Source organism: Zoogloea sp. (genome assembly GCF_041908905.1).
In the GTDB taxonomy this organism is placed as follows: domain Bacteria; phylum Pseudomonadota; class Gammaproteobacteria; order Burkholderiales; family Rhodocyclaceae; genus Zoogloea.
In genome coordinates, this window is sequence record NZ_JAYREK010000047.1 from 15,994 (window position 1) to 28,186 (window position 12,193).

11 protein-coding genes are annotated in these 12,193 nt (G+C 71.2%); 5 read left to right on the forward strand and 6 right to left on the reverse strand.

The features are described 5' to 3' along the window. The 4 genes from ACE3OU_RS17175 to ACE3OU_RS17190 all read left to right on the forward strand — a co-directional run bounded on the left by ACE3OU_RS17175 (window position 1) and on the right by ACE3OU_RS17190 (window position 5,264). On the forward strand, window positions 1-3,090 hold the full coding sequence (locus tag ACE3OU_RS17175) for an efflux RND transporter permease subunit (RefSeq protein ID WP_374242772.1): 3,090 nt from the start codon (window positions 1-3) through the stop codon (window positions 3,088-3,090). Continuing rightward, window positions 3,090-3,407 (forward strand): DUF3240 family protein, encoded by a 318-nt coding sequence (locus tag ACE3OU_RS17180; protein WP_374242773.1) that lies wholly within the window; start codon window positions 3,090-3,092, stop codon window positions 3,405-3,407. The genes ACE3OU_RS17175 and ACE3OU_RS17180 overlap by 1 nt, the downstream gene beginning before the upstream one ends. Beyond that, window positions 3,404-4,699: a TolC family protein gene (locus tag ACE3OU_RS17185; RefSeq protein WP_374242774.1), complete on the forward strand. Its 1,296-nt coding sequence runs from the start codon at window positions 3,404-3,406 to the stop codon at window positions 4,697-4,699. Before ACE3OU_RS17180 ends, ACE3OU_RS17185 begins: the two co-directional genes overlap by 4 nt. Before the next feature lie 235 nt (window positions 4,700-4,934). Further along, window positions 4,935-5,264 (forward strand): YkgJ family cysteine cluster protein, encoded by a 330-nt coding sequence (locus tag ACE3OU_RS17190; protein WP_374242775.1) that lies wholly within the window; start codon window positions 4,935-4,937, stop codon window positions 5,262-5,264. 59 nt (window positions 5,265-5,323) lie between these two features. Here ACE3OU_RS17190 and ACE3OU_RS17195 read toward each other — a convergent pair whose 3' ends face one another. The 6 genes from ACE3OU_RS17195 to ACE3OU_RS17220 all read right to left on the reverse strand — a co-directional run bounded on the left by ACE3OU_RS17195 (window position 5,324) and on the right by ACE3OU_RS17220 (window position 10,779). Beyond that, on the reverse strand, window positions 5,324-6,067 hold the full coding sequence (locus ACE3OU_RS17195) for an ABC transporter permease (RefSeq protein ID WP_374242776.1): 744 nt from the start codon (window positions 6,065-6,067) through the stop codon (window positions 5,324-5,326). A 2-nt stretch (window positions 6,068-6,069) separates the two neighbouring features. Further along, the gene (locus ACE3OU_RS17200; protein WP_374242777.1) at window positions 6,070-7,308 is read right to left on the reverse strand and encodes an ABC transporter substrate-binding protein; all 1,239 of its coding nucleotides are present in this window, start codon (window positions 7,306-7,308) and stop codon (window positions 6,070-6,072) included. An 18-nt stretch (window positions 7,309-7,326) separates the two neighbouring features. Next, entirely contained in the window at window positions 7,327-8,127 is an 801-nt protein-coding gene (locus tag ACE3OU_RS17205) for an ABC transporter ATP-binding protein (RefSeq protein WP_374242778.1), read from the reverse strand. Then, complete coding sequence (locus ACE3OU_RS17210; protein WP_374242779.1) at window positions 8,124-9,209, reverse strand: acyl-CoA dehydrogenase family protein; 1,086 nt, start codon at window positions 9,207-9,209, stop codon at window positions 8,124-8,126. The genes ACE3OU_RS17205 and ACE3OU_RS17210 overlap by 4 nt, the downstream gene beginning before the upstream one ends. Beyond that, a complete protein-coding gene (locus tag ACE3OU_RS17215; RefSeq protein WP_374242780.1) occupies window positions 9,206-9,766 on the reverse strand; it encodes a carboxymuconolactone decarboxylase family protein in 561 nt (186 codons plus the stop codon). Before ACE3OU_RS17215 ends, ACE3OU_RS17210 begins: the two co-directional genes overlap by 4 nt. A gap of 92 nt (window positions 9,767-9,858) precedes the next feature. Further along, a complete protein-coding gene (locus tag ACE3OU_RS17220) occupies window positions 9,859-10,779 on the reverse strand; it encodes an AraC family transcriptional regulator (protein WP_374242781.1) in 921 nt (306 codons plus the stop codon). A 225-nt stretch (window positions 10,780-11,004) separates the two neighbouring features. Here ACE3OU_RS17220 and ACE3OU_RS17225 point away from each other — a divergent pair, with 225 nt between their 5' ends. Next, the gene (locus tag ACE3OU_RS17225; protein WP_374242782.1) at window positions 11,005-12,021 is read left to right on the forward strand and encodes an extracellular solute-binding protein; all 1,017 of its coding nucleotides are present in this window, start codon (window positions 11,005-11,007) and stop codon (window positions 12,019-12,021) included. Window positions 12,022-12,193 lie beyond the last annotated feature (172 nt).

Sequence of the window (12,193 nt, forward strand, 5' to 3'; positions counted from 1 at the left end):
ATGCTGTCGCGCCTCGTCGAGCTCTCCCTCACCCAGCGCCTGCTGGTGCTGGTGGCCACCCTGCTGCTGGTGGGCGCCGGGCTGCGGGCCTGGAACAACCTGCCCATCGACGCCTTCCCCGACGTCTCCACCACCCAGGTCAAGCTGATCATCAAGGCCCCCGGCATGACGCCGGAGGAGGTCGAGTCGCGCATCACGGTGCCCATCGAGCAGGAGATGCTGGGCATCCCGCACCAGCGCATCCTGCGCTCCACCTCCAAGTACGCGCTGGCCGACGTGACCCTCGACTTCGAGGACGGCACCGACATCTACTGGGCTCGCCAGCAGGTCGGCGAGCGCCTGGCCGGCGTGATGGGCAACCTGCCCCCCGGCGCCAGCGGCGGCCTCGCCCCGATCACCACCCCGCTGGGCGAGATGTTCATGTTCACCATCGAGGGGCCGATCTCGCTGCAGGAGAAGCGCACCCTGCTCGACTGGACGATCCGCCCGCAGCTGCGCACCGTGCCCGGCGTGGCCGACGTGAACAGCCTGGGCGGCGAAGTGCGCAGCTTCGAGATCAGCCCCGACCCGGCTGCCCTGGCCGCCCGCGGCCTCACCCTCGGCGCGCTGCAGGCCGCCCTCCAGGCCAACAACCGCAACGACGGCGCCGGCCGCCTCAGCGAAGGCGAGGAGACCCTGCTGGTGCGCGCCGAGGGTGCCATCCAGACCCTCGACGACGTACGTGCCATCGTGCTCAAGGGCGGCCCCGGCGGCATCGTGCGGGTCGGCGACGTGGCCGAGGTGCGCATCGGCGCCCTCACCCGCTACGGCGCGGTCACCCGCAACGGCGAAGGCGAGGCCGTCGAGGGCCTGGTGCTGGGCCTGCGCGGCGCCAACGCCGGCAAGGTGGTCGAGGGCGTCAAGCAGCGCCTCGCCGAGCTGGCCCCCCAGCTGCCGCCCGGCGTCAGCGTCGAAGCCTTCTACGACCGCAGCGAGCTGGTCGGGCGGGCCGTGCATACCGTCTCCAAGGCCCTGCTCGAGGCCATCGTGCTGGTGCTGGTGCTGCTGCTGGCCTTCCTGGGCAACCTGCGCGCCGCGCTGGTGGTGGCCCTGATGCTGCCGCTGGCGGCGCTGGCCACCTTCATCGCGATGGGCGCGGTGGGCCTGTCGGCCAACCTGATGAGCCTGGGCGGCCTGGCCATCGCCATCGGCATGCTGGTCGATGCGGCGGTGGTGGTGGTCGAGAACGTCGAGACCCAGCTCGCCGAGGGCGGCGCCGCGGCCCGCCAGCCGCTGCTGCACCTGGTCTTCCGCGCCACCCGCGAGGTGGCCGCGCCGGTGGCCTCGGGCATCCTGATCATCGTCATCGTGTTCCTGCCGCTGCTGACCCTCGAGGGCCTGGAGGGCAAGATGTTCAGCCCGGTGGCGCTGACCATCGTGTTCGCCCTGTCGGCCTCGCTGCTGCTGTCGCTCACCGTGGTGCCGGTGCTGGCCTCCTACCTGCTCAAGCGCGGCCACGCCCACGAGCCCTGGCTGGTGCGCAAGCTGCAGGCCGGCTACGCGCCGCTGCTCGCCTTTGCCCTCGCCCGCGGCCGGCTGATGGTGGGCATCGCCGGCGCCTCGCTGGTGGCCGCCGCCGGCGCCTACCTGGTGCTGGGCAAGGCCTTCATGCCGACGATGGACGAAGGCGACATCATCATGCAGCTCGAGAAGCTGCCCTCGATCAGCCTCACCCAGACCATCGCCACCGACCTGGCCGTGCAGCAGGCGGTGTTGAAGGCGGTGCCCGAGGTCAGGACCGTCGTCGCCCGCTCTGGCTCCGACGAGCTGGGCCTCGATCCGATGGGTCTCAACCAGACCGACACCTTCCTCGTCCTCAAGCCCCGCAACGAATGGCGCAAACCCGACAAGGACTGGCTGGCCGACCAGCTCCGCGGGGCCATGGAGAACTTCCCCGGCGTCGCCCTCACCTTCACCCAGCCCATCGACATGCGCGTCTCGGAGATGCTCACCGGCGTGCGCGGCGACCTGGCGATCAAGCTGTACGGCCCCGACCTGCCCACCCTCAACCGCCTGGCCAGCGAGATCGAGGCGGTGGTGAAGACGGTGCCCGGCGCCGAGGACACCATCACCATCCGCAACGAGGGCGTGCAATACCTGCGCATCCAGGTGGACCGCCTCGCCGCCGGCCGCTTCGGCCTCAACGTCGAGGACGTGCAGCACGCCCTGCGCAGCCTGCTCGAAGGCCAGGTGGCGGGCACCGTGATCGAATCGACCCGCCGCGTGCCGCTGCTGATCCGCGGCCCGGCCGGCCTGCAGCGCGACCCGGCCGCCTTCGCCGCGCTGCGCATCACCACCCCCGACGGCAGCAGCCTGCCGCTCTCCAGCGTGGCGAAGATCGAGCGGGTGGACGGCCCGGTCAAGGTGGACCGGGAGAACGCCCAGCGCTACGCGGTGATCCAGTCCAACGTGCGCGGCCGCGACCTGGTCGGCTTCGTCGAGGAGGCCCGCGCCACCGTCGCCGCCAAGGTGCCGCTGCCGGCCGGCTACCGCCTCGCGTGGGGCGGCCAGTTCGAGAACCAGCAGCGCGCCGCCGCCCGCCTGGGCGTGGTGGTGCCGATCGCCCTCGGGCTGATCTTCGTGCTGCTCTTCTCCACCTTCGGCTCGGTGCGCCAGGCCCTGCTGGTGCTGGCGATGGTGCCCTTCGCGATGGTCGGCGGCGTGTTCGCGCTGGCGGTGTCCGGCGAATACCTGTCAGTGCCGGCCTCGGTGGGCTTCATCGCGCTGCTCGGCATCGCGGTGCTCAACGGCGTCGTGATGGTGAGCTACTTCAACCAGCTGCAGGCCCGCGGCATGCCCATCGCCGAAGTCGTGGTGGAGGGCGCCCGCCGCCGCCTGCGCCCGGTGATGATGACCGCCAGCATCGCCGCCCTGGGCCTCGTGCCGCTGCTCTTTGCCACCGGCCCGGGCTCCGAGGTCCAGCGCCCGCTGGCCATCGTGGTGATCGGCGGGCTGGTCAGCGCCACCGCCCTCACGCTGCTGCTGCTGCCTCTTCTTTACCGGCGCTTCGGCCTCGCCCCGGCCGCCGTCGCCAACCCGGAATCCACCTGATGAGCCCTGAATCCGAATCCGTCGTACTGACCCTCGTCATGCCCGTGGACGTGGAAGACGCCCTCCTCGAGACCCTGCTCGAGCACCCCGACCTCGCCCCGGGCTTCACCTCCCAGGCTGTCGAGGGGCACGGCCAGCGGGTCCACTTCATCGGCACCGCCGAGCACGTACGCGGCCGCGCGGCCTATTCGCGGGTGCAGATGGTCGTTCCCCGGCCCGACGCCGACACCCTGCTGACCCTCCTGCGGGAGCGCTTCGCCACCAGCCGGGTGTTCTTCTGGATGGTCCCGGCGATCGCCAGCGGGAGGCTCGCATGAAGGTCCGCCCCCTGATCCACGCCCTGCATCTGGCGGTCACCCTGATCGCCGCCCTGCCCCTCGCCGGGCGGGCGGCCCCCGCCGATGCGCCCGACCTGCCGATGCGGACCGAGGTCATCGACGCCCTGTCGGGCAGCCCGATGGTGCGCGCCGCCGGCGCCCAGATCGAGGTCGAGGAGGCCCGCAGCCGGCGCCTCGAGGCCGGCACCCACGAGTGGGCGCTGCGCTTCTCGGACCAGCAGCGCCGCGTGCGACCCAGCCCGGGCGAACGCTACAACGAGTGGGGCGTCGGCATCGAGCGCGCCCTGCGCCTGCCGGGCAAGGCCGAGCTCGACCGCCAGCTCGGCGCCGCCGGCATCGCCAGCGCCAGGATCAGCCGCGGCGACGCCCTCCACGAGGCCAGCCGGGCCCTGCTGGCCGGCTGGTTCGACTGGCTGCGCGAGGAAGCCGCCGCCGATCAGTGGCGCCGCCAGCGGGACATTCTCGGCCGCCAGGCCGGCGTGGTGAGACGCCGGGTCGAGCTCGGCGACGCGCCCCGCCTCGAAGCCCTGCAGGCCGACGCCGCCCTGGCCCAGGCCGAAGCCCAGCTCGCCCAGGCCCTCGGCCGCAGCCAGGTGGCCGCCGAGAGCCTGCGCCGGCTCTACCCGGCCCTCACCCTGCCGGCCAGCGTGCCCGAGCCCGCCCCCGAGCCGATCGATGCGGATGCCGGCCGCTGGATCGAGGCGATCCTCGAACATAACCACGAGCTCGGCGTCGCCCGCGCCGAGAGTGCCCGGGCGCGCATCGGCGCCAGCCGCGCCGACGCCGAACGGCGCCCCGACCCCAGCGTGGGTGTCAACATGATGCGCGAGCGGGACGGCGAGGAGCGCGTGCTCGGGGTCAGCCTCAGCATCCCGCTCCCCGGCGCCGGGCGCCGCGCCGACGCCGACGCTGCCCTCGCCGCGGTGCAGGTCAGCGCCCACCGGGAGGCTGGCGTGCGGCGCCGGGTCGAGGCCGAGGCCGCCGCCCTGCATCGCCGCGCCCGCGCCGCCTACGCCGGCTGGCAAGGCCAGCAGAGCGCTGCCGCGGCCCTCACCCGCAGCGCCGACCTGAGCGAGCGGGCCTGGCAGCTGGGCGAAGGCACCCTCGCCGAAACCCTCAACGCCCGCCGCCTGGCCCACGAGGCCCGGCTGGCCGCGCGCCTGGCCCAGCTCGACGCGCGGGAGTCCCGCTACCGCCTGCTCCTCGACGCCCACCAGCTGTGGCCGCTGGACATGGACGACCACGCCGACGCGGACCACGACCACCCGTAAGTCGCGTGCGCTCCCGGCGCCACCCCGCCGGGAGCACGTCGGCCCAGCCCCCGCCCGGCAGCACATCGGGACGGCAGGCCGTGCGAGCCGGCACCGGGGCGATTGTTTTCCACGCCGGAATTTCAGAAAATCGGCGTCGCAAAAACTGCTGCCACACGCCGACACGATCTCTCCGCCCCGCGAGGTGAGCCTGCGCCCGGATCGGCGCACCCACCGCGCAGCCCCCGCCTGCCCCATGTCCAACCCCGACTCGTCCTCCAACCCCTGCCAGGCCTGCGGCGCCTGCTGCGCCAGCTTTCGCGTGTCCTTCTATTGGGCCGAAGCCGAAGCCCGCGGCCTGCCCGCCGAGTTCACCGAGCAGCTCAACCCCTGGATGAACTGCATGGCCAGCACCAACCGGCGGGCTCCCCGTTGCGTCGCGCTGGCCGGCACCATCGGCGCGGAGGTGGGTTGCCGGGCCTATGACCAGCGCCCCGAGCCCTGCCGCGAAGTCCAGCCCGGCGACGGCCAATGCCTGAAGGCGCGCGCCCGGCACGGGCTGCCTGCGCATCCGTCCCTCGCCTGAAGGCCGGCCCCCGCCCGGCGGAGCCGGCTTCTGGCGGGGCAAGCCCCATCCACGTGTCGTCAGGCGTGCAGCCAGCGCCGGTGCAGGCTGCGGGCGGCGTGGTCGAGCAGGTAGCCGAGGAAGCCGATCACCAGGATCGCCGCCATCAGGTCGGAATAGGCCAGCCGGTCGCGGGCGTCGAGGATGAAATAGCCCAGCCCCTCGGAGACGCCGAGCATCTCGGCAGGCACCAGCACGATCCAGATGATGCCGATGGCGAGCCGCACGCCGGTCAGGATGTGGGCCGTGATGCCCGGCAGGATCAGCTTCAGCAGCGTCTCGGCGCGGGTCGCCGAGAGGCTGCGCCCGAGCAGCAGCCAGTTCGGGTCGAGCTGGGACACCCCTGCCGCCGTGTTGAGCAGGATCGGCCACACCGCGGCAAACGCGAGCAGGAAGTACACCGGCGCATCGCCCACCCCGAGCACCATCACCGCGATCGGCATCCACGACAGCGGCGAGATCATCCGCGCAAACTGGAACAGCGGCGTGGTGGCCCGCGAGAACAGAGGCGACAGCCCGGTGAGCACGCCCAGCGGGATGCCCAGCACCAGCGCGATGGCCAGGCCCACGGCCACCCGCTGCAGGCTGAAGGCGACATCGCCCCACAGGTCGCGCCCAAAAAGCAGCGCCTGCAGGGCCTCCGCCGTCGCCTGGGGTGCAAAGGCCGAGGCCACCGGCGTCGTCGCACCGAGCCATCCGGCACCGGCAGCCCACAGCAGCGCCGCGGCCAGGAGGCCGGCGAAGGGAAGCAGCAGTCCGGCCATCGTCACACCGCCAGGATTTCTTTGCGCAGCAGGTCGGTCGGCAGGCCGAAGGCTCCGGGGCCCCCCACCGAGGCGATGGCCTTCCGCACGAAGCGGTCATCCACCAGGTCGCGGGCGACGAAGCGCGGGTCGAGCTTCTGCAGGAAACCGGTGTCGCCCTCCACCCGGGTCTTCTGCAGCAGACGCACCAGCTCCTCGGTGTAGGACGCAAACGGATAGGGCTGGAAGTCGATGCGACGCTGGTGCCAGCCCTTGTTGCGCGCCGCGCCGCTCGCTTCATAGCTCGCGTAGTCGGTGGTCGCCAGCACCTTGGCGAGCACCTGCGGGTTGTGCGGCGTGTATTTGTTGTCGTCGGCGCTGGAGAGGAGCTTGGCGGCCTCGAGCTGGTTGCTGCGCGTCCACAGCTGGGCGCGGACGATGGCATGGGTGACGCGCTGGGCCCATTCGGGGCGCTCGGCGATGTCGCGCTCGGCGAGGAAGGTCACGCAGCAGGCGTGGTTCTTCCAGACGTCGCCGGAGAGGCGCAGCACCTTGCCGACCCCGGCTGTCTCGGCCGCCGCGTTGAAGGGCTCGGCGACGATGAAACCGGCAATCGACCGGCCGGCCAGGGCCGACACCATCTCGGCCGGCGGCAGCACCACGAGGTTGACCTCGTTGCGGGCGAGATTCGCATCCCGCGTTCTGGTCACCGGCACGAGGCCGTTGGCCTGGAGAATCTGCTGCAGCAGCACGTTGTGGATCGAATACCAGAACGGGATCGCCAGCGTCCTGCCGCCCAGCTCCGCCACGCTGTTGATGCCCGGCGCCACGGTGAGCGCCGAACCGTTCACGTGGTTCCACGCCACCACCTTGGCCGGGAAGCGCGTACCGTAGCGCACCCACAGGGTGGCCGGAGAGAGCAGATGGATCACGTTTACCTGCCCCGCCACGAAGGCCTCGACGATCTGTGCCCAGGTGCGGAACAGACGCGGCTTGTCCACGCGCAGGCCCTCGGCCTCGAAGAGCTTGCGGGCGTGGGCGACGAGCAGCGGCGTGGCGTCGGTGATGGGCAGGTAGCCGATCTTCACCGGCGCGTCGCTGCCAGCGCCCTGGGCCCGGGCATCGCCGGCCGACAGCAGCGGCGCCGCCACGCTGGCGGCGGTGAGCGCCGACAGGCGCAGGAAATCGCGCCGGGTAAGACCGCAGCCGCAGTCGGGCGACCGGCAGATGTGGATGGCGCGGGAAGGCTTGCTGTAATCCATGGCGGGAATCTCCGTAAATCAGGGGCTTGCGTGGCGCAGGGCGGCAAGGATGGCGAGGCGCAGCGCGGCGACGGCGTCGGGGTGATCCTCCCGGTCACGGGGGATGTCCACGGCCCACTCCTGCACCAGATGGCCGGGCCGGCCACCCATCAGCACGATGCGGTCGGCGACGAGGATGGCTTCGTCAATGTCGTGGGTGACCAGCAGCACCGCCGAATGCCAGCGGTGCACCACATCGACGAGCAGCGCCTGCATCTCGGCGCGGGTGATCGCGTCGAGGGCCGAGAAGGGCTCGTCGGCAAACAGCAGCTCGGGCTCGCGGGCCAGCGCCCGGGCCAGCGCGGCCCGCTGGGCCATGCCGCCCGAGAGCTGCGCCGGGTAGGCGCCCTCGCGCCCGGACAGGCCGACGGCTTCGATCGCCGCCGCCACGCGGGCTGCGCGCGCCGCCTTGCCGGCGCGGGGCTGGTGAGCAAAATCGAGGCCGAAGCCCACATTGTCGGCGAGGCGGAGCCAGGGCAACAGGCTGGGTTGCTGGAACACCAGCGCGCTGCGCGGATGGGGCCGGGTCAGCGGCTGGTCGAGAAAGCGCACCTCACCGGTGGCGGGCCTTTCCAGGCCGGCCAGCACGCGCAGCAGCGTCGACTTGCCGCAGCCGCTGCTTCCGAGCAGCGCCACGATCTCGCGCCGGCGGACCGACAGGGAGATGCCGTCGAACACGCAGCCGGCCCCGGCATGGGCAAACGACAGCCCGCGGGCGTCCAGCACCGGCTCCGCGGCCTGTACCCTGGTGAGGGCGGCGTCGACCAGCGGCGCGTTCATGCCGCCCTCAACGCAGCGTGGCGCGCCAGCTCGCCGTGGAGCTGGGTCAGGCTGGGCGTGACGACCGGCACGAAGGCCGCCTCGACCCAGCGCCGGGCAAAGCCGCCGGTGGTCGCGACGAGATAGGCCCGGCCGCCAGTGGCGTCGAGCTCCAGATCCGCCGCCGCCCGCACCAGGCCGGCGAGCTTGATGCGGATGCGGAACAGCGGCGCCGCCTGGGGGGCGAAGCGCCCGTCCGCCACGCCGGCCTTGAGCTCGGCCACGGTGGCGGCCAGCTCGGCCTCGATACCCTCGATGCGCGCCTGCAAGCTGGCGCGCGCCGCGCTGCCCGAGGCCCGGGCCGCCGCGAGGCTGGCCCGCGCCAGTCCGATGGCCATGCCGCACTGCAGGCCGAGAAAGGCGGGCCGGACTGCCGGAATGAAGCCGCGCGCGTCGGCATGGATCAGATCCGCCGGCCCCGACGCCACGTCGTGGATGCGGATGGCCGCGGTGTTGCTGCCGCGCAGGCCGAGCAACTCGAGATCATCCGTGCGGGTGAGGCCCGGGGTGTCGTGGAACAGGGCCACGATCGCCGGCGGCTGGCCATCGACGGGCTGAACCGCCGCCGCCACCGCAAAACCGGGGCGGCGCAGGTTGGTCACCCAGGGGAGGTCACCGGCAAGGCGCCAGCAATCGCCGACGGGCGTCGCGCCGATCGACAGGCTCTCGATGCCCGACAGGAACTTCATGGCGTTGGACAACCCGGTCGCCCCGGCCAGCTCGCCGGCCAGCAGCGCGGGCAGATGGCGTTCGCGCAGCGCGGCGTTGGGGCTGTGCAGCAGGTATTCGATGAAGGTGCGCTGGCCCCAGAAGACGAAGGCCGCGGTCAGCGAACGCTCGGCCACCGCAGCGATCGCCTCGATGGCGTCCGCCGTGGTGCCGGCGCTGCCGCCCTGCGCCGCCGGCACGCCGATGCGGAAGAAGCCGGCGGCGCCGAGGCGCGGGATCACCAGGTCGGCATCCGCAGCGCTGTCGTTGAGGGAGGCAGCGTGGGCGCTGACCCAGGCCAGGGCGTCATCGCGGCTGGAGAGGGGCGTGCTCATGACGTCAGCGCTCCCGGGCGGTAAGCCTGCAGCTCGGGATTGATGCCGGTGCGGGCCAGATTGTTGGCGAAGTTGCACAGGGTCGCGAGGCTCACGCCAAGCAGCACTTCGAGCGCTTGCTGCTCGCTGAAACCCGCCGCCAGGAAGTCGGCCAGCTCGCCGTCGGCGACGTTGCCCCGGGTCAGGATCACCGCGCGGGTGAAGGCGACCAGCGCGTCGAAGCGGCTGTTGCCGGTGGTGGCGCGCTCCTGCAGCGCGCGCACCACGTCCTTCTCGAAACCGGCCTTCTTGAGGGCGATGGCGGTATGGCCGGCAACGCAGAAGTCGCAGCCATGCACGCTCGCCGCGGTGATCTGCACCACCTCGCGCTCCTGCAGGGTCAGGCTGGCCCGGGCATTGATGCCGGAGACGGTGAGGTAGGTCTCCAGCGCCACCGGCACACCGGCGAGCACGCCGATCAGGTTGGGCAGGAAGCCGTTGTTGGTGATGACGGTGTCGATGAAGCCGCGGCTGCCCTCGGGGGCGCTGTCGGCGGTGTGAACGGTCAGTCGGGTCATGGGGGTCTCCTCGGTTGAGCTGGATGGGACCATTCTCCCCAGCCACCGCGCGCCGCTCTATGCACGGGCGTCGCGGTTTTTTGCTCGAACGTCTAATGGCGGACGTGGGCCGTCGGGCTGCGGCGGGCGCGCTGGAAAGCACCGGGTTGCTCGCCGATCACGCGCTTGAAGGCGCGGGTGAAGGCGGCCTGGGAGTTGTAGCCGACATGCTCGGCCGCCCGCAGCACGCTGTCGCCGCGCTGCAGCCGGCACGCGGCGATCTTCATGCGCAGCTGCAGCAGGAACTGGGCCGGCGGCTGGCCGCAGGTGTCGGCAAAGTGCCGGCAGAAGCTCGCGCGGGACATGTGGGCGAGGCGAGCCATGGCATCCACCGACCAATCCTTGCCCGGCTCGCGCAGCAGGCCGTGCACCACCGGCGCGAATTCCGTGCGGCGGGCCACGGCGAGGAGCCCGCCCGCCACCTCGTCACTGCCGGCGATGTCGCGTATGACATAGAAGAACAGCAGCTCGGTGAGGCGCTCGATGAGGGGCGAGCCGGCTTCGCCGTGGCGCTCCGCCTCGGCGAGGATCAGCTCGAACAGCGGCCCGACCGCCCGTTGGGACGGAGCATCGGCGCGGATGATGACGTAGTCCGGCAGGGCGCTGCGGAACAGCTCGCCGAGCTGACCACGGAAGCTGAAGAAGCCGCAGGCCAGCCCGCAGGCGCCGGCGATCGCCGGAGTCATCGGCCGCATGTCGCAGGGGCGGCAGGCGGTGTCGTCGGCGTCCGGGCTGAGCCGGTGGGGAATGTCGCGCAGCAGGAAGACTCCCTCGCGCTCGCCGAGGCGGATCGGCGCCTGACCGTCGAGGTGCAGCCAGGAATGGCCGCGCAGCACGAGGTGGAAGCTGGCCCGCTCACGGCCGGCGGTCGACGCACGCCAGGGGCCGCAATATTGGCCGACATGGAAGACCGTGGCTTCGAGCTCGAGCCCGCTGACGAACCATTGGGCGATGCGGTCGGTGTTGGCATTCATCGGCGGTGTTATCTGAAGACTCGGGGAAGTCTGCAAGTCTTGCCGATGGCCCGGCAAAAGCGAACCAACAAAAAGTGGATTGCTTATTTGCCTGGCTGATGCGACGGTGCGTTCATGGCCCCGGGCCGCCTGCCTTAGCGGCGCCCAATCCTCAAATGAAAACTATTTGCACTTAAGAACCATTATCGTTAGGATTGTTTCGTCTTTGTTCCCCGGACCCCGACGATGCCCCTGCTGAAACCTCTCGCCGCCCTGCTCCTCGGCGCCGCCGCCCTCCAGGCCGCCGCCGCCGACACCGAACTCAACCTCTACTCGGCCCGCCATTACCAGACCGACGAGGCGCTCTACAGCAACTTCACCGCGAAGACCGGCATCAAGATCAACCGCATCGAGGGCAAGGAAGACGAGCTTCTCGAGCGCATCCGCAACGAGGGCGCCAACAGCCCCGCCGACGTGTTCATCACCGTCGACGCCGCCCGCCTCTCCGCCGCCGACGCGGCCGGGGTGTTCGCACCGGTGAAGTCCGACGCCCTCAAGGCGGCGATCCCCGACCACCTGCACACCGACCGCTGGTTCTCGTTCTCGACCCGCGCCCGGGTCATCGTTTACAACAAGCTCGGCGTGACGCCCGACCAGGTGCGCAACTACGAAGACCTGGCCAACCCGGCCCTGAAGGGCAAGGTGTGCACCCGCTCCGGCAGCCACCCCTACAACCTGTCCCTCGGCGCCGCGCTGATCCAGCACATCGGCACCGCGAAGACCGAAGAATGGGCCCGCGGCCTGGTGGCCAACTTCGCCCGCGCGCCCAAGGGCGGCGACACCGACCAGATCAAGGCCGTCGGTGCCGGCGAGTGCGGCGTGGCGCTGGTGAACACCTATTACCTGGCCCGGATGTTCAAGTCCGACAAACCCGAAGACCGCAAGGCCGTCGAGCGCATCGGCGTGGTATGGCCCAACCAGGCGAGCTACGGCACCCACATCAACGTCTCCGGCGGCGGCATGCTCAAGTACGCGCCCCACAAGGAGGCCGCGGTGAAGTTCCTCGAATACCTGGCCTCCCCCGAGGCCCAGGGCTACTTCGCCAACGGCAACAACGAATGGCCGGTGGTGGCGGGCGTCAAGATCTCCAACCGCGGCCTCGACACCCTCGGCACCTTCAAGGCCGACAAGCTGCCGGTGGGCAAGCTGGCCGACACGGTGGTGGAAGCGCAGAAGATCTTCGACCGCGCCGGCTTCCGCTGAAAACGGCATCCCCACAACGACAAAAGCCCCGCAACCGCGGGGCTTTTCAGGCTGCTGACGAACCCCCGGTTTTTCCGGGGGTTCGTGCTTTTTGAAGCCCTCTCAGACGACGAGAAACGCTCGGTAGCGGCCAAAGGGTGTGGGGCGCGTTGGGATCGAAATGATGTGTTGG

What these genes read in the sequence shown, in the direction of transcription:
- ACE3OU_RS17175 (WP_374242772.1), top strand. Translation starts at nt 1, where the DNA reads ATGCTGTCGCGCCTCGTCGAGCTCTCCCTCACCCAGCGCCTGCTGGTG.
- ACE3OU_RS17180 (WP_374242773.1), top strand. Translation starts at nt 3,090, where the DNA reads ATGAGCCCTGAATCCGAATCCGTCGTACTGACCCTCGTCATGCCCGTG.
- ACE3OU_RS17185 (WP_374242774.1), top strand. Translation starts at nt 3,404, where the DNA reads ATGAAGGTCCGCCCCCTGATCCACGCCCTGCATCTGGCGGTCACCCTG.
- ACE3OU_RS17190 (WP_374242775.1), top strand. Translation starts at nt 4,935, where the DNA reads ATGTCCAACCCCGACTCGTCCTCCAACCCCTGCCAGGCCTGCGGCGCC.
- ACE3OU_RS17195 (WP_374242776.1), bottom strand. Translation starts at nt 6,067, where the DNA reads ATGGCCGGACTGCTGCTTCCCTTCGCCGGCCTCCTGGCCGCGGCGCTG.
- ACE3OU_RS17200 (WP_374242777.1), bottom strand. Translation starts at nt 7,308, where the DNA reads ATGGATTACAGCAAGCCTTCCCGCGCCATCCACATCTGCCGGTCGCCC.
- ACE3OU_RS17205 (WP_374242778.1), bottom strand. Translation starts at nt 8,127, where the DNA reads ATGAACGCGCCGCTGGTCGACGCCGCCCTCACCAGGGTACAGGCCGCG.
- ACE3OU_RS17210 (WP_374242779.1), bottom strand. Translation starts at nt 9,209, where the DNA reads ATGAGCACGCCCCTCTCCAGCCGCGATGACGCCCTGGCCTGGGTCAGC.
- ACE3OU_RS17215 (WP_374242780.1), bottom strand. Translation starts at nt 9,766, where the DNA reads ATGACCCGACTGACCGTTCACACCGCCGACAGCGCCCCCGAGGGCAGC.
- ACE3OU_RS17220 (WP_374242781.1), bottom strand. Translation starts at nt 10,779, where the DNA reads ATGAATGCCAACACCGACCGCATCGCCCAATGGTTCGTCAGCGGGCTC.
- ACE3OU_RS17225 (WP_374242782.1), top strand. Translation starts at nt 11,005, where the DNA reads ATGCCCCTGCTGAAACCTCTCGCCGCCCTGCTCCTCGGCGCCGCCGCC.